Origin of the sequence: Lacrimispora sp. (assembly GCF_031982545.1) — a bacterium.
In the GTDB taxonomy this organism is placed as follows: Bacteria; Bacillota; Clostridia; order Lachnospirales; family Lachnospiraceae; genus Lacrimispora.
Genome location: NZ_DALYXB010000024.1, coordinates 25,173 through 44,999 on the forward strand (window position 1 = coordinate 25,173; position 19,827 = coordinate 44,999).

General features: G+C 41.4%; 16 protein-coding genes. 11 read left to right on the forward strand and 5 right to left on the reverse strand.

All coding sequences use genetic code 11. The features are described from left to right. The first annotated feature begins 103 nt into the window (after nt 1-103). Together rpsO and ABS301_RS25445 are read left to right on the forward strand one after the other, a co-directional pair. Nucleotides 104-370: a 30S ribosomal protein S15 gene (rpsO, locus tag ABS301_RS25440; protein WP_349667532.1), complete on the forward strand. Its 267-nt coding sequence runs from the start codon at nt 104-106 to the stop codon at nt 368-370. Between the two features lie 194 nt (nt 371-564). Next, on the forward strand, nt 565-2,703 hold the full coding sequence (locus ABS301_RS25445; protein WP_349674839.1) for a polyribonucleotide nucleotidyltransferase: 2,139 nt from the start codon (nt 565-567) through the stop codon (nt 2,701-2,703). A 54-nt stretch (nt 2,704-2,757) separates the two neighbouring features. Here ABS301_RS25445 and ABS301_RS25450 read toward each other — a convergent pair whose 3' ends face one another. Further along, the gene (locus ABS301_RS25450; protein ID WP_349674840.1) at nt 2,758-3,456 is read right to left on the reverse strand and encodes a hypothetical protein; all 699 of its coding nucleotides are present in this window, start codon (nt 3,454-3,456) and stop codon (nt 2,758-2,760) included. After that, nucleotides 3,440-4,843, reverse strand: a complete 1,404-nt coding sequence (locus ABS301_RS25455; RefSeq protein ID WP_349674841.1) for an AAA family ATPase — start codon at nt 4,841-4,843, stop codon at nt 3,440-3,442. The genes ABS301_RS25450 and ABS301_RS25455 overlap by 17 nt, the downstream gene beginning before the upstream one ends. Nucleotides 4,844-5,137: 294 nt before the next feature. On the opposite strand from ABS301_RS25455, the gene ABS301_RS25460 reads away from it, so the two are divergent. From ABS301_RS25460 to ABS301_RS25485, 6 genes are all read left to right on the forward strand, one after another. Beyond that, nucleotides 5,138-5,665 carry a DUF2628 domain-containing protein gene (locus ABS301_RS25460; RefSeq protein ID WP_349674842.1) on the forward strand — a complete coding sequence of 176 codons (528 nt, stop codon included), beginning with the start codon at nt 5,138-5,140 and terminating at the stop codon, nt 5,663-5,665. An 18-nt stretch (nt 5,666-5,683) separates the two neighbouring features. Further along, nucleotides 5,684-6,292, forward strand: coding sequence for a hypothetical protein (locus ABS301_RS25465; RefSeq protein ID WP_349674843.1), 609 nt, complete (start codon nt 5,684-5,686; stop codon nt 6,290-6,292). A gap of 498 nt (nt 6,293-6,790) precedes the next feature. Further along, entirely contained in the window at nt 6,791-7,543 is a 753-nt protein-coding gene (locus ABS301_RS25470; protein ID WP_349674844.1) for a DUF3784 domain-containing protein, read from the forward strand. A 29-nt stretch (nt 7,544-7,572) separates the two neighbouring features. Further along, a complete protein-coding gene (locus ABS301_RS25475; protein ID WP_349674845.1) occupies nt 7,573-7,956 on the forward strand; it encodes an SdpI family protein in 384 nt (127 codons plus the stop codon). Nucleotides 7,957-7,976: 20 nt separating this feature from the next. Next, nucleotides 7,977-8,918 carry a VOC family protein gene (locus ABS301_RS25830; protein WP_502878005.1) on the forward strand — a complete coding sequence of 314 codons (942 nt, stop codon included), beginning with the start codon at nt 7,977-7,979 and terminating at the stop codon, nt 8,916-8,918. A 15-nt stretch (nt 8,919-8,933) separates the two neighbouring features. After that, entirely contained in the window at nt 8,934-9,626 is a 693-nt protein-coding gene (locus tag ABS301_RS25485; RefSeq protein WP_349674846.1) for an aspartate/glutamate racemase family protein, read from the forward strand. Nucleotides 9,627-9,654: 28 nt separating this feature from the next. Here the strand turns inward: ABS301_RS25485 and ABS301_RS25490 are convergent, their stop codons facing one another. After that, nucleotides 9,655-10,488 (reverse strand): formylglycine-generating enzyme family protein, encoded by an 834-nt coding sequence (locus ABS301_RS25490; RefSeq protein ID WP_349674847.1) that lies wholly within the window; start codon nt 10,486-10,488, stop codon nt 9,655-9,657. Between the two features lie 104 nt (nt 10,489-10,592). Beyond that, a complete protein-coding gene (gene xynA, locus ABS301_RS25495; RefSeq protein WP_349674848.1) occupies nt 10,593-11,231 on the reverse strand; it encodes an endo-1,4-beta-xylanase XynA in 639 nt (212 codons plus the stop codon). Between the two features lie 656 nt (nt 11,232-11,887). Here xynA and ABS301_RS25500 point away from each other — a divergent pair. The 3 genes from ABS301_RS25500 (at nt 11,888) to ABS301_RS25510 (ending at nt 17,853) form a co-directional block, all read left to right on the forward strand. Then, nucleotides 11,888-14,491 carry a cation-translocating P-type ATPase gene (locus tag ABS301_RS25500; protein ID WP_349674849.1) on the forward strand — a complete coding sequence of 868 codons (2,604 nt, stop codon included), beginning with the start codon at nt 11,888-11,890 and terminating at the stop codon, nt 14,489-14,491. Between the two features lie 109 nt (nt 14,492-14,600). Further along, entirely contained in the window at nt 14,601-15,902 is a 1,302-nt protein-coding gene (locus ABS301_RS25505) for a DUF1576 domain-containing protein (protein WP_349674850.1), read from the forward strand. A gap of 70 nt (nt 15,903-15,972) precedes the next feature. Further along, the gene (locus tag ABS301_RS25510; protein WP_349674851.1) at nt 15,973-17,853 is read left to right on the forward strand and encodes an ABC-F family ATP-binding cassette domain-containing protein; all 1,881 of its coding nucleotides are present in this window, start codon (nt 15,973-15,975) and stop codon (nt 17,851-17,853) included. Nucleotides 17,854-17,906: 53 nt separating this feature from the next. On the opposite strand, the gene ABS301_RS25515 is transcribed toward ABS301_RS25510, so the two are convergent. Next, entirely contained in the window at nt 17,907-19,664 is a 1,758-nt protein-coding gene (locus ABS301_RS25515) for a methyl-accepting chemotaxis protein (RefSeq protein ID WP_349674852.1), read from the reverse strand. Nucleotides 19,665-19,827: the final 163 nt, after the last annotated feature.

Genomic DNA, 19,827 nt, shown 5'->3' on the forward strand with positions numbered 1-19,827 from the left:
GTAAACTATATCAGTATGAATGCGCGCCGGTACCCGGTATTTCGGACACTCCATCCATTGCTTGGTACAAGGTGAGAATCTTAAATTTAAGGAGGAAATCAACATGATTTCAAAGGAAAAGAAAGCAGCTATTATTTCTGAATATGGCAGAAAGCCTGGCGATACAGGTTCACCGGAAGTTCAGATCGCAATTCTGACAGAGAGAATCACAGAGTTAACAGGTCATCTTCAGCAGAATCCAAAGGATCATCATTCCAGAAGAGGTCTTCTGATGATGGTTGGACAGAGAAGAGGTCTTCTTGATTACTTAAAGAAAACCGATCTTGAAGGATATCGTACTTTAATTGAGAAGTTAGGAATCAGAAAATAATAACCATTTAGGGTGGAGAACTTCTCCACCCTATCTGTCTATTAAGAAAAGAATGTTAAAAGTAGAAGTATCCCCCGAGACCGCTGATGTACGCGTAAAAATAAGGCCTGAAACACGGAATTTTTTACGCGCAGATCAGTAGTTTCGGCATCTTCTACTGTTTAATATAAATTTATTTTTAAGGAGATACCAGTATGTATAAGAGTTTCAGTATGGAGCTTGCAGGCAGAACACTGACCGTTGAAGTGGGCAGAGTTGCCAAGCAGGCAAGTGGTGCAGCATTGATGCACTATGGAGATACCGTTGTATTAGCAACTGCAACTGCATCCGATAAGCCCAGAGACGGAATTGATTTCTTCCCTCTGAGTGTAGAATACGAAGAAAAATTATATGCAGTCGGAAAGATTCCGGGAGGCTTTAACAAGAGAGAAGGAAAAGCATCTGAGAATTCGGTTTTAACTTCACGTGTCATTGACCGTCCCATGAGACCGCTGTTCCCTAAGGATTACCGCAATGATGTAACTCTTGATAATATCGTTATGTCAGTTGATCAGGACTGTTCTCCGGAATTAACCGCCATGATCGGTTCCGCCATTGCAACCAGCATCTCTGATATTCCATTTGACGGCCCATGTTCTTCCACTCAGGTAGGACTTGTTGACGGAGAATTAGTGATCAATCCTACTCAGGCACAGAAACAGGTTTCTGATATGGCTCTTACCGTTGCTTCCACCAGAGATAAAGTAATTATGATTGAAGCCGGAGCCAACGAAGTTGCGGAAGATGTTATGGTTCAGGCAATTTTTAAAGCTCATGAGGTAAACCAGGAGATTATTAAGTTTATCGATACCATTGTTGCTGAGTGCGGAAAAGCAAAGCATGAATATACCAGCTGTGCAGTACCGGAAGAATTATTTGCAGCGATCAAAGAGATCGTAACTCCGGAAGAGATGGAAGTTGCCGTCTTTACAGATGAGAAGCAGATAAGAGAAGAGAACATTCGTAATATCACCAAGAAGTTAGAAGAGGCTTTTGCTGAAAAAGAAGAGTGGCTGGCTGTACTTTCAGAGGCTATTTATCAGTATCAGAAGAAGACTGTCCGCAAGATGATCTTAAAGGATCACAAGCGTCCGGATGGCCGTGCCATGAATCAGATCCGTCATCTGGCAGCAGAGATCGATATGCTTCCAAGAGTGCACGGTTCTGCTATGTTCACCCGTGGACAGACTCAGATTTTAAATATCTGTACTCTGGCTCCATTATCTGAAAGCCAGAGACTGGACGGCATCGATGATATGGAAACTTCCAAGAGATATATGCACCACTATAATTTCCCGTCCTTCTCTGTAGGAGAGACAAGACCTTCCAGAGGACCGGGACGCCGCGAGATCGGTCATGGCGCGCTGGCAGAAAGAGCCCTTGTTCCGGTTCTTCCGTCAGAAGCGGAATTCCCATATGCAATCCGTACCGTTTCCGAGACTATGGAATCCAATGGTTCCACATCTCAGGCCAGCATCTGTTCTTCCTCCATGTCCTTAATGGCAGCAGGTGTACCCATTAAGTCAGCAGTAGCAGGAATTTCCTGTGGTCTGGTTACTGGAGATACAGATGATGATTATGTGGTTTTAACTGATATTCAGGGTCTGGAAGATTTCTTTGGAGATATGGACTTTAAGGTAGGTGGTACCCATAAGGGAATCACTGCCATTCAGATGGATATTAAGATTCACGGTTTAACAAGACCGATTATTGAAGAAGCAATCCGCACCACAAGGGAAGCCAGACTTTACATTCTTGATGAGGTTATGGCAAAAGCCATTTCAGAGCCTCGTAAGGAAGTAGGAAAATATGCTCCTAAGATTGACCAGATTTCCATTGATCCTCAGAAGATCGGTGATGTAGTGGGCAAGCAGGGCAAGGTAATCAACAAGATTATCGAAGAAACCGGCGTGAAGATCGATATTTCTGATGATGGAAGTGTTTCTGTATGCGGAACTGATCAGGCGATGATCGACCGTGCAAAACAGATTATTAAGAGCATCGTAACTGAGATTGAAGCAGGACAGATCTTTACTGGTAAAGTAGTAAGAGTTATGAATTTCGGTGCCTTTGTAGAGCTTGCTCCTAACAAAGACGGTATGATTCATATTTCCAAGCTTTCCGATAAGAGAGTTGCCAAGGTCGAAGATGTGGTAAACATTGGAGATATGGTTACTGTAAAAGTTATGGAAGTAGATAAGATGGGCAGAATCAACTTAAGCATGAAGCCAGGCGATTTAACTGCAAAAGCAGAAGAGCCAAAGGAAGCAAAAGAAGAAACTGTAACAGAATAAAAGCCGTTTAACAGAGCAGGCAGCAGACAGTATTCAACTGTCTGCTGCCTGTTATTAATTCTCCGGAAATTCCTGAAAGAGAAGATGAAAGTTACTGTGGCGGTTTAAAGAATTGGTGCCCTGGCTGATGAATTCCCAGGTATCTCTGTAATCGCCGGGAACAGTAAAATCATTATCGGAAAGTAACGAGAGGAAGGCGGAAGGGTTTGAAGAGTAACGGTCTGCAAAGGTATCAGCATAATTGACTTTTTCTTCATTAGTCAGATTTTTTTCGCTGTTATGAAATATATGCTCCAGATTTCTGGAGAAGTAATAGATAGAGTAGGGGATGGTGCCAATTTTTCCAGTTAGGGACAGCCGGGATAATATCTGTGATTTTCTTACATTGCGGTTATTCACAGTTTCCGGAGAACGGGTTTCAATGTGATCGTTAAAATACAGAATTTCCGCCTGATCTGCGTAAACCACTTGATCCTCCTTGATAAATGCGCCATCCATATCAACCAGATGTATTACTTTTAATATATCTTTTTTGCCGAATCCATAACGTTTTCGTTCTATATCAATGTGCTGATTCACTGTTTTTACTGCATTTTGTGCATTTACCGACCAGTTACTGGTCAGATCCCCATGTACAATATGAAACCTGACGTCTTCCTTCTGAAAAATCTTCTTCAAAACAGGGCTTAAGGTTTCTTCGTCTGTGGGTCCTTCTGCAATAAAAAGAATGACTTTTTTAGTCCTGTTTATCATGGGAAACCGCCTTTCCGGCACGCCGGAATGCGCGTCCAATCTCTACACTGTCTGTTTCTTCATAAATCTCCTCAGGCTGTCCCCCAAGTGTGATACTGCGCAAATACATGTCCCGCAGGTTATTGTTGCTTTTTACATTCTGAAGCCGGATATACCGGTTGGACGGATTTGCAGTAGAAAAGAGAATGCTTCTTTTGTGAATCATTTCCAATGCTCTTAAATTATGGGACGTAAAAATAAGCTGGCCTTTTGCCCCTTTTTCAAATACAGATAGGATCTCCCCTAACAGATATTCATAGATTCCAGCATCCAGTTCATCGATAATCAGGCACATGGAAGGGTGGTTATAGACGCACATCAGAACGTTCAGAACAGAGATAATCTTAATGATCCCTTCGGATTCATATTTAAGGGGGATTACAACTTCACCACGTTTTGATATCAGTTGAATCCGGTAGCCCGGCGCGCCGTTTTCCCGAAGCTGTTCTCCAAAGTTATGAATTCCTATGGTCAGTCCTGGAATGAGTGAGGTTAAAACAGAATTCATTTCTTCGATAATCTGGGTAACAAGCTGAAACTGATCCTTGCTGATCACCGAAGGATCATCAAGACGGATCGTTAAATCACCTTTTGCAATCCGGTTTCCCAGGTTTAGACGAAACGCAAATGGAAGCCTGGAACTGGTGGTGATGGAACCGGAATGAGCGCTTGAGATAACAAACAGATTAAAAGAAGCATATTGGTACAAAGCTTCTATTATTGACATATAATCCTGGGTGATCTCTTCCGGTGCTGACTGAAAGATGCTTCTGCTTTCCTGACTGAATATAAAGGAGGAAGTATTTTTCTGAGCAAGCTTTTTTGCCACACTTAAATTAATCCGAATCTCTTCTCCGCTTTTAGCCAGGGCTTCGTAACGGTATTTGGGTGTAAAGACAGGTCCGCTTGATGATGAGGAATAATCAATTAAAGTTTTCTTGTTTTCAAACCGGGTTCCATTCCAGACAGCCGTACTTAACGTTTCTCCCGATATCTCCATGGGAAAACTGTCACCTCTTATGAATAGGGCGGTATATTCGGCCAGAATAGACTTGTCAGAGAAACGAATCAGAAATTTCACAGTGATGCTGGAGCTTCCTGATTCTTCGGAAATATAGTGAACCGTGTCTTCCGGCAGTGCTTTTCCTGCTAAAAGCATCTGAATGATGTCCATGGCTTCTATTACGGCCGTTTTTCCCGAACCGTTTTGTCCATAGATACCAAGCAGATCTGCCTTATCTGAAAAATAATTCTTTTCTGCAAAGGCTGGCATCTCAATTTTTCCATAATGTGTGTTTTTTAAATCGGTTAACTGGATTTCGCTGATGCGGACAATCGATTCTGGCATAGATACCTCCTCTAATAATTTTTATATTGATTTTATAGTAACATAAATAAAAGAAAATACAATGTAAAAAATAAATATCGATACAAATTGTATCACTTTATATTATTACACATTTAAAAACTAATGATACATGCAGAAAACTATTTTATGATGGAATCAGTGATTCAGTGACAAGTTTATACCGAAAATTACATACAGCGTGTTAAATATTACATATATCTATTTTTTGTAACAAATATATGTATAATGATAAGGTAATTATAAGTGATTATCTTATATTTAGGAGGAGTATTTATGACAGAGGAACAACAGAAAACATATGAAAGGAAAGCGGAATTATTTGTAGGAGAAAATTATGGGTATTACGAAAAGCAGTGGCGTGGCAGAATGATGCAGCAAAACTTTAGCAGCTGGAACTGGGCGGCATTCTTTTTCCCCTTATACTGGCTGGTATACAGAAAAATGTATTTAGAGGGTTTTTTATTTGGGGTTATCACTTTATTCACACCCATCATTCCAGGAAGCGGACTGATTCTGCATATATTAGTTGGTGTTTACGCAAATTCTTATTACCGGAAGAAGGAATTAAAAGTTCTGGCGCAAACCCCCCAATTGACAGAATGGGAAGCAATACAGTACATAAAAAAACATGGTGGTACCAATGTCTTAGGCATTTTCATTGCCTTACTGATCACAGTTTTTCTTGCTTTCTCAGTTTTTGTTTCTGGTTTTGCATTATTTCCTGCCGGAGAGAAGGAAAATAAATTACAGTCCGTGCAGTACAAAACTTTGTTGATTCAAGCCAGTGTATTTTATAAATAAACGATTCAGGATGGAATAATGAAAAAATATGGAATAACTATTTGTTGTTTATTGGTCTTACTAATACTCTTTTCCGCTGCCTTATTATTAACAAAAAATAAATTATCAGAAGAAGCCGGTTCTTTAAACAACAATGCTGGAGTACAGGATGTAATAAATAATTTGGATCAATATACGGATTATTTTAAAGAGAATCAATTGTATGCGGAAATTGTAACATATGATGAAAAAGAATGTTTAAAAATAAAATTTACTTCTGATGTGGAAGCTTTATATGGACCGGATTTAATAAAAATCAATAATAAAATTATGTATCAGTATTATGATAAGGAATATTTAGTGAATATAGAAATTTATGATATAGATCTGGCAAATAAAACTACAAGGGTATCAACGGAATATGATGGAGGATATGGTACAACAGTTTGTTATTATCTCCCGGATTTTTATGACATGAAACCTGATTGGGGAGATTATTTGCAGGCAGACTTAGATATTAAAGAAATCATATCAAAGGAAGAACTACAGAAATTATACTGCACAGCAGAACAGATGAAAGAAATGATAAATAATGAATATATGCGGCAAAATCAAACTAAATCTGTTGAAAAGTCCCCTCAGTCTTAACTAAGCCTGACCCACGGGAGCCGGGGGAGATGGTCTCCCGGCTCTTAATCTGTTTTACCTTACCAGCGCAGACTGGTATTTTTTAATTAATTCCTTAAATTCTTCATTAGAATAAAGGTAAGAATACTGATCGCCGTTCTCCAGTTCACTCAGAATTACTTTCATCATTTTTTTTCGAATTTCTGCCGTATGGCTTGGCATTGGAATGTGACGGTACAGGAGGGAGTTATCGAGTTTGCCAGGGTGAATCAGGGAGGTCAGCATGGAATTTAAGAGGGTTATGCTTTCAGACTTCAATGGAGTATTAATTAATCTGTTTAAGAGATATATAACCTCAGGTTAAGTCCTGGTTATTCAAATCAGACTGATTTGTCAAAAATAAAGAATGCAAATGACTTGAACTTATCTGCCATTTGTAATATTCTGATAACTAAGAGACTAAAATGTTTCAATTAAATTCCAGGTACATAATATCATGGGGTACAGGAGGTTGATGCAATGTTTGTTGTATGGGTTATTTTTATACTGTTGTTTGTATTGTCAGCCGTTTTACTGACAGGACGTGGTTCATTTCTCATTGCCGGGTATAATACGTCAAGCCCTGAGGAGAAGGAAAAATATAATGCACAAAAGTTATGCCGGACGATGGGGGTTTCTATGTTACTCATACTTTTCGCGACTGCAGGACTTTTTTTCATTCCCTTAGACAGCGTTTATCGTACTCCCTATTTTATTTTTTATTTTATCTTCCTGATCGCTGATATCGGGATAGCCTTTTATATTTCCAATACCCGGTGTTATAAGGCGGGATATGAGAATAAGAAAGATATGCGCAAAAGCAAAAAGGAAACGTTGTTTATCGTTGCTGGTATCTTTATTGTTATGTTTCCAGTTCTCCTTTTGGTGAGTATTACGTTGTACCGGGCTTCATTACCCCCTGTTTATACAATCGGGGGTGATACCCTGAAGATATCTTCCTTTTATGGTGAAACCATTTCCCTTGACGGAATAAAAGCGATTACACTGGAAGAGACCATGCCTTTTGGATTAAGTAAGAAAAATGGTTCTGATTTAGGTTCCATTCTAAAAGGCCGGTTTGATGCGGACGGAAAAACTGCCCACGTATATATCGATGCTTCTAAAGCTCCTTTTATCCTGATTGAAACCGAAGAAGGACTGCATATTATAAATGATCAGAGTCGGGAAAAAACGGAGGCACTTTATACGCAATTGAAGTCACTGTTAAAATAGCCTGAATTTTAGATAGGAGTGTGTAGCGTATGGGTTTCTGGATTTTTATGACTGTAATGAATCTAATGATCCCTTTCATTATGATCGTGACTGGCTATGTTTTTATAAAAAATCCTCCCAGGGAAATAAATCATTTGGTGGGATACCGAACTAATATGTCCATGAAAAACAAAGATACCTGGGAGTTTGCTCACCACCATTGCGGAAAAAACTGGATGATCATGGGCCTTTGCATGCTGGTTCCATCTGTTCTGGTAATGTTGCTTTTTATTGGAAAAGGTACAGAAATAGTGGGCGAATTCGGTTCTGTGGTGATAGGGGTGCAGACAGTTATACTGCTGGCTTCCATAATTCCAACGGAAATTGCATTAAGAAAGAATTTTGATAAAGAAGGAAATCGTATTAAGATCTAAATACGAAGGAGAATAATATTATGACACAGGCACTGGTACATATTGCGCTGGTAGTAAAGGATTATGACGAAGCAATTAATTTTTACACAAAAAAGCTGCATTTTAATCTGATCGAAGATACGTATCAGCCGGAGCAGGATAAACGCTGGGTTGTGGTAGCTCCGCCCGGCGCTTATGGAACCACGGTTCTGCTGGCAAAGGCATCTAAACCGGTACAGGAACCCTTTATCGGCAATCAGGCTGGAGGGAGAGTATTCCTGTTTTTAGGGACGGATGATTTTAACAGGGACTTTGAAGAGATGAAGCAGCTTGGAATTACATTTATCCGGGAACCCAAGGTGCAGGATTATGGTATTGTGGCTGTGTTTGAAGACCTGTATGGAAATCTCTGGGATCTGGTTCAGTTTCATGAAGGACACCCTATGGCTGACAGAGTAGTGAGAAAAGAGACTGCATTGGCTGAGATAATCAAAGATCAGACCAACCGTGCTCTATGGGAAGTGAAAAATGTAATTGATTGTGTTCCCGATGAATTGTGGAATAAGGAATACGCTAAGATGCCGTGCTGGAAACATATTTACCATATGCTGCATTCCCTGGATCTATGGTTTATGAATCCCAGAGATAAAGAATATGGGGAACCGGAGATTCATGAGAAAGATTTAAACAATCTGGATGTGATCTCAGCTAAACAGCTTACAAGAGAAGAAATAAATCACTATTTTGAAGAGATTAACCGTAAGCTTACCGATTATCTTTTAAAACTCACCGATGACGAATTAACCTGCACGCCAGGGGACTGTGAATACAACAGATTTACCCTTGTTTTGGCACAGTTTCGGCATTTGCATACCCACATGGGCATGGTAATGGGATTTATCATTGCAGATACCGGCTTGTGGCCAAGAGTACTGGGACTGGAAAATCCTGTTCCAACAGAGGAATACAGCAAATACTTTTAAACGAGGAGATGGATTATGAAAACAATTGGAATTATTGGAGGTATGAGCTGGGAAAGTACAGTTACCTATTACCAGATCATGAATGAAACGGTAAAGCAGGAACTGGGAGGGTTTCATTCAGCAAAGATTCTGTTATACAGTGTGGATTTTTCTGAAATCGAGCGCTGCCAGGCAGAAGGTGACTGGGAAAAAAGCGGAGATATTTTATCTGGGGCAGCGGAGTCTCTTGAAAAAGCAGGAGCCGATTTCCTTGTAATTGCGACGAATACCATGCATAAAGTGGTACCACAGATACAAAAGAGAATTCACATTCCCATTGTACATATTGCAGAAGTGACAGCGGAAGAATTGAAGCAGAATCACATTACCACAGTGGCATTGCTGGGGACGAAATATACCATGACACAGGAATTTTATAAAGAAAAGCTGGAAAATGCCGGCATTCGGGTACTGATTCCTGAAGCAAAGGAGATTGAAGTAGTAAACAGTATTATATTTGACGAATTATGTCTTGGCTCTATTTTGGAAACATCAAAGGAACGGTATCTTCAGATTATTGAGGGGTTAAAAAAACGGGGAGCACAGGGTGTGATACTGGGCTGCACGGAAATCGGGTTTTTAATTAAGCAGGAGGATACGGATCTGCCTGTATTCGATACAACGATAATTCATGCCGTCAAAGCGGCGAAGCTGTCATTAGAAGAATAGCAGCCGTAATAAAAAAACAGGGACAGAATCACCCTCTGTCCCTGCATACACGAAGGCCCATATCAGCCCCTATGCCGTTTGGTTCGAATTTACCCCGGTAGGATATCCTGCAGCTGGCAACATCGCCCACCCAGCCGCCTCCTTTCCATACCCGGTAAAATCCATTTGGAATAGTGGTATCCTGATACCAGTCAAAACACCATTCCCGGACATTCCCGGACATATCAAAGATTCCCAGTTCATTGGCTTTTTTACTTCCAACAGGGTGGGTCTGATTTTCATTGGCCTCTATATCAGGCCAGTACCAGTCTCCCTTTAAATACTCTTTTCCCGCATTTCTCCAATACCATACGGTCTCTTCTTCATCAGAACTTCCGCTATATATAAATTTCTGACTATGTGATCCTCCGCCTGCGGCATAAGTCCATTCCGCTTCGGTGGGAAGCCGGTATCCATGGGCTCCTTCCACAGTTGTAACAGTCCACCTGATATCATCATAATCGCAGACGTTTTTCGGATCCGGATTTTGTTTGTCAATTTTATAATAGGAAATCAGCCCTTCCTTTTCACTTCTCCTGTTGCAATATTCAATACTGTCATACCAGCTTACCGAATCAACAGGCAGATGGCGGCCTTTAAAAGCGGAAGGATTACTTCCCATTACCTCAGTCCATTCCTCTTGGGTTACCTCGTATTTCCCTATGTAAAAGTCCTCAATTGCGGGTACTTCCTGGCTGGTTCCGGTTGAGACTGCAATAGCAGCCCTGCCTTCCACCAGTACAAGATGATCCTGTTCCTTTTTGGAGCATCCCCAGGAAAAAACAGCGACGGCCATCAAAAGCAAGACCAGCTTTTTCCTCATAGACAAGTCCCTTTCTAAGTCTTTTTCCGATCTGGTTCTATAATATTTGCATAGTATGTAGGTAAGTATATATTAATAAACGACTATTGGAAATGCAGACGGGATTACCAGACTGTTACATCTGCTTTACCGCTGCTTTGATATCCCTCTACACAAAAGGCCTGATAGGACCAGGAATTACCCAGGTTCATACCCTTGCTTTTCCATGCATTTACATGGTTTCCGAAGTTGATCTGGGCATTGCCGCCAGTAGGCCTTTTAGATTGTCTGACACTCCAGTACTGTGGAAATGTCTGATATCCGTCAATAGAAGGAGCGTTATAACGCATGGTCGTGTAGATGTCATAATTAGCTCCATCGCTGTTCACAGTTCCTTTATAGGTTCCGGTAGGTCTGTAGGTTCCCCAGCTGTCAACCACGTAATATTCAATCAGGGAATTCCTTGTCCAACCATAAAACGTTAAATAACTGTTACCTGATGGTGAGAATACACCGGCATTATAGTTGACCACTCTGTTTGGAGATCCGGCACCCCATCCTTTTCCAACTACGAAGTTACCGCAGTTTGTCCAGTTTACACTAAAATTTCCTCCGGAGCCATTCACCATATTAACGGTTCCGCCTCCATCGGTATAATTCTGCCAGTAATCCGTGGCAGCTAAAGCTGTAAAGGAAAATATTCCGGAAAAACACATGGCTGCAGTGGTAATTAACGATAAGACCTTCTTGCTTAATTCATTCATATAAAACCCCTCCTGTTTCATATAACAGATTGATACACTTACCTACATACGATATAAATATTAACAGAGACCTCCTTTCTTCTTTAAACGGTTTCGTAAGTACCTTGATTTGTGGATTTTATCTGCGGTTGAGAATCAACCTTGTAAGTGAATTCATGTAAAAAGATTAGTTTAAATGCTGTGATATTATAGAAAATAATTTTATATTAAGTATGATATCAGATAAGAATAAGAATGTAAATTAGAATATTAAAAAAATAAAATATTTGGTTAATTTAACTAATACATTTAGAGACGATTTTGTGAATAAGAGACAATTATAATTTGTTATCCGTATATATTAAAATGAAATCACTTGACAGACGAAACATACACGGGTATAATCATTACTCATGAAGCTTTCGGTATTTGATTATAATTGAATTATTGGTTAAAAGGGAGTAGTTTAAATGTACCGTCAACATCCTGGCTGTAAGAATACAGTCTGGCGGTGCGTACCAGATTATGGTTACCAGACTTTTAATGTGCTTGTTCTGAACTTTTTTCAGAGGGCTCATTAAAAGTCTTTTTTTTACTCTTTTATGCCAGAGATAATCAGACTGAAGTTACACATTTTTGATGCGGGGCACTTAAGGGTGTCAGAATGGAGGAATAGTTTGAACGAGTGGTATCAGAAAAGCGAAAATGAGATATTAAAGGATCTTCACACACAAAAAGAAGGATTAAGTTCCGGAAAAGCATCCGCTCTCCTTCAGGAAAAAGGGGAAAATATTCTGGAGGAAGGAAAGAAAAAAAGTACCATTGAAGTATTTGCAGAACAGTTTAAGGATCTGCTGGTAGTAATATTAATTGCAGCGGCTGTTATCTCCATGCTGTCAGGTAATGTGGAAAGCACCATTGTAATTATGGCAGTTATCATTCTCAATGCTGTTTTAGGTACGGTTCAGCATGAAAAGGCGCAGAAATCCCTTGCCAGCTTAAAATCCTTATCCTCACCCAATGCAAGGGTCATGAGAGACGGTAAGAAAACGGAAGTTGCTTCCAGAGAAGTTGTGCCTGGAGACATCCTGATGCTGGAAGCCGGTGATATGGTGGTGGCAGACGGAAGGATATTGAATAATTATTCTCTCCAGGTGAACGAAAGCTCCCTGACAGGAGAGTCCACCAATGTGGATAAAGAAGATGGGGCATTGGAGCTTTCCGTTCCGTTGGCAGACAGAACTAATATGGTGTATTCAGGAAGTCTGGTAACCTACGGAAGAGCGGTGGTTGTTGTAACCGATACCGGTATGAATACAGAGATCGGTAAGATCGCCAGTCTGATGAATGCGACGAAGGAAAAGAAGACTCCTCTTCAAATCAGTCTGGATCAGTTTTCCAGCCGCCTTGCCATGGTTATTATGGTAATCTGTGCTGCCGTGTTCTTATTAAGTCTTTACCGTAAAATGCCTCTTCTTGATTCCATGATGTTTGCGGTTGCCCTGGCAGTTGCAGCGATTCCGGAAGCGTTAAGCTCCATTGTTACCATAGTTCAGGCCATGGGCACTCAGCGTATGGCAAAAGAAAATGCCATTATTAAGGAACTCAAAGCAGTGGAAAGTCTTGGCTGTGTTTCTGTAATCTGCTCTGATAAAACCGGAACACTGACTCAGAATAAGATGACTGTCCAGGAAATTTACTTAGATGATCAGATATTTAAACCAGAGGAACTGGAATTAACCAATCAGCTTCACCGTTATCTGCTTTATGATGCAGTGCTGACAAACGATTCCACCATTGCTGACGGCAAAGGAATCGGAGATCCTACCGAATACGCCCTCCTTGAAATGGCAGGTAAAATATCCGTCAGCCACAATACCATCCGGGATCTCATGCACAGGCTGGAGGAGCTTCCCTTTGATTCAGACCGTAAGCTGATGAGTACCAAATACAGGCTTCACGGTGTTCCTACTATTTTGACAAAAGGAGCGGTTGATGTACTGTTAGACCGGACGGTAAGCATCCGTACCTCTCAGGGAATCAGAGATCTGACAGAAGCAGACAAAGAAGCTATTTTAAATCAGAATCGTTTGTTTTCTGAAAATGGACTTCGGGTTTTGGCTTTTGGTTATAAAGAAGTGGAAGAATCCCACGTACTTTCCCTTCATTCTGAAAATAACTTTATATTCCTGGGTCTTGTTTCCATGGTGGACCCGCCCAGAGAAGAATCAAAAGCTGCAGTAGCAGATGCTAAAAATGCAGGAATCCGACCGGTCATGATCACCGGAGATCATAAAATAACGGCAACAGCCATCGCCAGACAGATCGGCATTTATGAAGAGGGAGATTTAGCAGTGACTGGTTCGGAACTGGATGAAATGACAGATCAGGAGCTGGATAAAAAAATTGTAAACATCTCCGTATTCGCAAGAGTTTCGCCAGAAAATAAGATCCGAATCGTGGATGCATGGCAGCGAAGAGGCAATATCGTTTCCATGACTGGTGACGGGGTGAATGATGCTCCAGCACTTAAGAAGGCAGATATTGGAGTTGCCATGGGAATTACCGGTACGGAAGTATCAAAGGATGCCGCCTCCATGATATTATCAGATGATAATTTTGCCACCATCATAAAAGCTGTGGCAAATGGAAGAAACGTATACCGGAATATTAAGAATGCCATTCAGTTTTTATTGTCAGGCAATATGGCTGGTATTTTCTCAGTCCTTTATACCTCCATTATGGGTTTACCAATCCCATTTGCTCCTGTTCATTTATTATTCATTAACCTGTTAACGGATTCACTTCCCGCGATTGCAATCGGTATGGAGCCGGCTGAACACGGTCTTCTGAGCCAGAAGCCAAGAGACCCCAAAGAAAGCATACTGACAAAAGATTTTATGACAAAGGTTATGCTCCAGGGAGCTCTCATATCCGTTTGTACCATGATCGCGTTTCAATTGGGGTTAAGACAGTCGGGTGCAGCGGTTGCCAGTACCATGGCATTTGCTACTCTGACCCTGGCACGGCTTTTCCATGGATTTAACTGCAGAAGCAGTCATTCTATCTTCCGGCTGGGATTTAAAGGCAACTGGTACAGTCTGGGAGCGTTTGTTCTGGGATTTGCTTTACTGAGTGTAGTACTCTTTGTTCCTGTTATGGGAAAACTGTTTTCTGTATCACCGTTAAGCGGATTACAGGTCGGTATTGTTTACGGGCTTGCCATCATCCCTACTGTGATGATTCAGCTGACGAAAGTGATGAGAGAAATTGTAAAATAATGAAGAAAAAAAGAGGTTCTGACTCAAAAAAAGAGTTGAACCTCTTTTTTATTAATGATAAAATAATTTCGTAGCGAAAACTTAACATAGGAGAGGGAAACAAAACGACATGACAGGACAACCTTCATTGAGATTCAGAAATTACGGCCCGTTATCCAGACGGACCAAATTCCAGATTCTTGCCCTGGTGCCGATTTATTTTATTGTTGCAGGATTATGCCTGCAGCCGTTTGATGAAATCTGTAGGGGAATCATCACAATCGTACAGGAGCCGGATTTCCTGATTACGGATTACATTGCCATTGGTGGCATTGGAGCTGCGTTTATTAATGCAGGTGTATTAACGTTATTAAGCATTGCAATCGTATATTTTCTGGGGATGGATATGAGCGGTCATACCATTACCTCAAGCTTCCTCATGTTTGGCTTTTCGCTGTTTGGGAAAAATATCTTAAACATCTGGGCCATTATGATGGGTATCTGTTTATATTCTTATTATCATAAAACATCCATAACACGTTATATCTATGTAGGGTTTTACGGAACCTGTTTGTCTCCGGTCATTACTCAGATCATGCAGATTGGTAATCTGCCCCTGTGGGTACGGCTGATTTTAAGTATTCTTGTGGGTATGAGCATTGGGTTTGTGCTTCCGCCTCTTTCTACCCATACTCATTATGCCCACTTGGGTTACTCCCTTTATAATGTGGGGTTTGCCTGCGGGATCCTTGCCACGATTATTGTTTCTCTGATGAAATCCTTTGGAATCAGGATCGAGGAACGTCTGATCTGGTCGACTGGGCAGAATTTATTATTTACCAGACTTTTAATTGTTTTGTTTTTCGGAATGATACTATTTTCCTTCCTATTATCGAATCAGGTATGGAAAAGATATTTGGAGATCTTAAAATCTTATGGGGTCAGCGGAACCGATTACGTTAAAACCGAAGGGTTTGCGCCTACGCTTCTTAATATGGGGATTAACGGGATTGTCTCCACTCTGCTTATAATTTCGGTGGGGGGTGATTTAAACGGTCCTACCATAGGCGGGATTTTTACCATCGTAGGATTCAGTGCAACCGGGAAGCACACCCGTAATATTCTTCCAATCATGATCGGTGTGATTATCGGTGGATATACGAAAAAATGGAGCATTACAGATCCCAGCGCACAGCTTGCCCTTCTTCTTTCTACCACACTGGCGCCCATTGCCGGTGAATTTGGAGTGGGAGCTGGAATTCTCGCTGGATTTTTACACTCTTCTGCAGCGCTTAATGTAGGAATTGTTTACGGTGGAATGAACCTTTACAACAATGGATTTGCAGGAGGTCTTATCGCTACCTTTCTGGTACCCGTGCTGAAATCCATTCGGGATCGAAAGGCCCATGCAAAAACCCATGTCTCTCTTTAATGGCAGGGTGCTTGTATAATTTTTGTTATGTGATAGAATAAGACAAAAAGATAAATTGAGGAATTTTAATATGCTGTACCAGATTACAGAAGGAACGGTTTCGGCAGGCGGAAATGTGATTCTGTCTCATATAAATTTTGAAATACGCGGCAGTGAAAAAATAGCGGTGGTTGGAAGCAATGGAGCGGGTAAAACTACTCTTTTAAAGCTGATCGCAGGGGAACTGGAGCTGGACCGGGATGATAAGCGTCAGAACTGCGGTATTACAACAGCAAGAAAATTAACCATTGGATATTTAAAGCAGCAGGCATTTACTGAGAAGGATCGGACGGTGGAGGAAGAGATATTCTCTTCCTGCTCTTTTTCCAATGAGTACTCACAGGAACGATATGAATATGAGCGGGAATATGATATCCTGTTTACCGGATTCGGATTTCAAAAATCAGATAAAAAGAAAAAGCTGTCAGAATTTTCGGGAGGAGAGCAGACTAAAATTGCCCTGATCAGACATCTTCTTTTAAAACCTGATATTCTTTTGTTAGACGAGCCCACCAATCATCTGGATATTCAGACCATACAGTGGCTGGAAGAATATCTAAACGGATATGGAAAAGCAGTGGTTATGGTATCCCATGACCGCTTCTTTCTGGATCAGACGGTTTCTGTGATCTATGAACTGTCAGGCAAAACACTCACCCGTTATGCAGGCAGCTACACCCAGTACAGAGAAGAGAAGAAAAAGAGAATCCGGCTGCAGACAAAGGCTTATGAGCGGCAGCAGGAAGAGAAGAAACGGTTAAATGACCTGGTGGAGCGCTTTAAGCACAAACCTAATAAAGCTGCATTTGCCCGGGCAAAACGAAAGGCGGCAGAGCGGCTGGTACCGGTAGAAAAACCGGAGGATGATGAGGTCTCTCTATTTGTAGAACCCATATCCCCCGCTATTTTAGGCAGTAAGTGGGTATTTGAATCAGAACATTTAAAAATCGGTTATGAGAAACCTCTTGCAGAACTTACATTTCGCATTCGGAGAGGACAAAAGATTGGTATTCTTGGACCAAACGGGGTAGGGAAAAGTACTTTTTTAAAAACTGCTGCTGGTCTGATCCCTGGTTTGTCCGGAGATTATTCCCTGGGAAATCAGATTACCATCGGCTATTTTGACCAGCTGTCTTCCGAGATTCAATCGGATAAAACCGTAGCAGAGCATTTCCATGACTTATTTCCCGTAATGACAGAGAAAGAGGTAAGAAGTATTCTTGGAGCTTATTTATTCGGGGGAAAAGAGGCTGGAAAATGTGTGAATGTTCTTTCGGGAGGCGAAAAAGCCAGGCTGGTTCTGGCGGAGCTTTTACAGAGCAGACCGAATTTTCTTATACTGGATGAACCAACCAATCATATGGATATCAAGGCGAAGGAAACCTTAGAATCTGCATTTCAGGCTTATACGGGAACCATTTTGTTTGTATCCCATGATCGCTATTTTTTAGATCGGGTAGCGGAGTCCATGTTGATCTTTGAGGAACAATCGGTCTTTTATTATCCATTTTCTTACGGTCATTATCTGGAACGCACAAGGAAGGCAAAAGGGGAAGGCATCGCAGCTCAGATCAAAGCGGAAGAGCAGGCTCTGATTGCCGGAATCAGAGCAGTTCCAAAAGCGGAAAGACACCGGCTGAGGGAGATATCCAGCGAGGAGGCTTATTCTGACTGGAAAATGAGTCTTGTGACAGAGCGGCTTTTACAGGCAGAAGATAAGGTAAAAGAATTAGACGGTGCTTGTGAAAAGCTGATCAATGACTGGCAGGAGTCTCCGGATTTCTGGTCAGGAGATGAGTGGAGTGAGGCTGCATTCTATCGGGGGTTACTGGGGCAGAGGGATGAGGCCTGGGAGATCTGGACATCACGCTGCCTGGAATGGTTTGATGAAGCTTTGGAGGTAGAGATTTAAAAGCAGCAGGTCAGGAATTCATTGCGATTCCTGACCTGCTTTGTTATGTATGATTAATATTTATCAAAACTGTCTATGCTTCTGGCAGTTGGGTATGATGCTGGTGTTTGTTTGTATTCATAGGAGGAGAATGTCTGGTCACCTTTTAATATAAATTTGCTGACCTCCTGCTGAAGTGTAATGGATTGAGCTGCAAGCTCTTCACTGGATGCAGAGCTTTCTTCAGCAGTTGCTGCATTGGTCTGGACAACGGAGGACACCTGGGAAAGCCCCTGGTTAATCTCTTCAATTGCGATTACCTGCTGAGCAGAGGCGTTTTCGATTTCCTGAATTGCCTGTTCTACCAGCCTGGATTTTTCAGAAACCTCTTTCAGAATTCTTGCAGCCTCACTTGCCATATGTCCGCCTTCTGACACAGCTTCTACTGAATGCATGATGAGAGTAGCAGTTTCCTGAGCCGCTTCTGCGGATTTAGTGGCAAGATTGCGTACTTCATCGGCTACCACAGCAAAGCCTTTTCCAGCGTTGCCTGCACGGGCTGCTTCAATAGCAGCGTTTAAAGCAAGAATGTTTGTTTGGAATGCAATATCTTCAATTACCTTTGTAATATTAGAAATCTTCTCAGAAGCGGTGCTGATCTTTTCCATGGCACCATTTAAATTCTGCATGTGGCTGTTGCTTTCCTCCACGCCGGTACCGGTCTGATGTACATAGCCAGCTGCCAGGCGGACATTGGTTGCGTTCTGGTCTGACTGCCTTGCTACGGTGGCAATGGAAGCGTTCAATTCTTCAACAGTTGCCGCCTGTTCAGTGGAACCGGAGGCAAGAGCCTGTGCAGCGGAGGATACCTGCTCTGCGCCGGTATTTACCTGCTCTGCAGCTGTACTGATCAGAAGAAGAGTTTTATTTAAATCGTTTTCAATCTTACGAAGAGCAAGACCCAGAATATCTTCATCGGAACGAAGGGGGACTTCCTGAGTAAAATCACCATTACTGATATCTTCGGCAACTAATACCTGTTTACGAATTCCATGAATCATTTCAGTAAAGGCACTTGCAAGCTGCCCTGTTTCATCCTTGGTATCAATTTCATTTAAATCCACATCTACATGTCCCAAAGCGATCTTTTTAGCTGCTTCAACTACCTGAGTGATTGGATTGCTGATCATTGCAGAAATTTTAAAGCTTAAGTATAGGGCAGCACCAGCACCTGCTGCTACGATAATAATAAGAGCGAGGGTCAGGGCGCCTGCAGTCTTATCATTATTATGGCTGGTATCCTGAGCAGATTCCATACGCTTATCAACCAGCTGATTAAAATCTTCAAATATTTTAGCGATATTTTCCTGCTGATCCGTCAATAAGGCCAGCGATTCTTTTGAATTTTCCTGTTTAGCCAAGGCCAGCGATTTTTCAATTGCAGGGGAATAATTTTCTCTGAATAACTGATCCAATTCTTCTGCGATAGCCATAGTATCCTGATTGGTTATACTCTTCTTATACTGATCAAAACTTTTTTGAAATGATTCCTTATGTGAAGCATAATTCTGCTCCAGCGTTTCTAACTGCTTCGCATCGCCGGCATAGATAATCATTTCCCTGGAATCCGTACGTATCTGGTTTAAGTTGGTTGAGGCAGTGATCAGTTCACGTAATGGTGCTGTCTGGTTTTCATATAAATAAGTATCCATCTGATTGATTCGGACCATGCCGAAAATCCCAACAATTCCCACAAAAAGTATAATTCCTATCATACTCATAAATGCTGTGAGAAGCTTTTTGGTAATGCTGAAATCCTTGAATTTCTTCATGCTGAATTCCTCCTGAGTTTATCTGTTGTAAAGTAAATGGCATCTTGTCTGTTATGCTCCCAAAGAATTCTTACAGATGTACTATGTGTTTTTAATGTACATTATTCCTTATACACTTGTGGGCCTAATTTGTGAACACAGAGTTTCGCAGTTTAACCAAAAC

What these genes read in the sequence shown, in the direction of transcription:
- rpsO (WP_349667532.1), top strand. Translation starts at nt 104, where the DNA reads ATGATTTCAAAGGAAAAGAAAGCAGCTATTATTTCTGAATATGGCAGA.
- ABS301_RS25445 (WP_349674839.1), top strand. Translation starts at nt 565, where the DNA reads ATGTATAAGAGTTTCAGTATGGAGCTTGCAGGCAGAACACTGACCGTT.
- ABS301_RS25450 (WP_349674840.1), bottom strand. Translation starts at nt 3,456, where the DNA reads ATGATAAACAGGACTAAAAAAGTCATTCTTTTTATTGCAGAAGGACCC.
- ABS301_RS25455 (WP_349674841.1), bottom strand. Translation starts at nt 4,843, where the DNA reads ATGCCAGAATCGATTGTCCGCATCAGCGAAATCCAGTTAACCGATTTA.
- ABS301_RS25460 (WP_349674842.1), top strand. Translation starts at nt 5,138, where the DNA reads ATGACAGAGGAACAACAGAAAACATATGAAAGGAAAGCGGAATTATTT.
- ABS301_RS25465 (WP_349674843.1), top strand. Translation starts at nt 5,684, where the DNA reads ATGAAAAAATATGGAATAACTATTTGTTGTTTATTGGTCTTACTAATA.
- ABS301_RS25470 (WP_349674844.1), top strand. Translation starts at nt 6,791, where the DNA reads ATGTTTGTTGTATGGGTTATTTTTATACTGTTGTTTGTATTGTCAGCC.
- ABS301_RS25475 (WP_349674845.1), top strand. Translation starts at nt 7,573, where the DNA reads ATGGGTTTCTGGATTTTTATGACTGTAATGAATCTAATGATCCCTTTC.
- ABS301_RS25830 (WP_502878005.1), top strand. Translation starts at nt 7,977, where the DNA reads ATGACACAGGCACTGGTACATATTGCGCTGGTAGTAAAGGATTATGAC.
- ABS301_RS25485 (WP_349674846.1), top strand. Translation starts at nt 8,934, where the DNA reads ATGAAAACAATTGGAATTATTGGAGGTATGAGCTGGGAAAGTACAGTT.
- ABS301_RS25490 (WP_349674847.1), bottom strand. Translation starts at nt 10,488, where the DNA reads ATGAGGAAAAAGCTGGTCTTGCTTTTGATGGCCGTCGCTGTTTTTTCC.
- xynA (WP_349674848.1), bottom strand. Translation starts at nt 11,231, where the DNA reads ATGAATGAATTAAGCAAGAAGGTCTTATCGTTAATTACCACTGCAGCC.
- ABS301_RS25505 (WP_349674850.1), top strand. Translation starts at nt 14,601, where the DNA reads ATGACAGGACAACCTTCATTGAGATTCAGAAATTACGGCCCGTTATCC.
- ABS301_RS25510 (WP_349674851.1), top strand. Translation starts at nt 15,973, where the DNA reads ATGCTGTACCAGATTACAGAAGGAACGGTTTCGGCAGGCGGAAATGTG.
- ABS301_RS25515 (WP_349674852.1), bottom strand. Translation starts at nt 19,664, where the DNA reads ATGAAGAAATTCAAGGATTTCAGCATTACCAAAAAGCTTCTCACAGCA.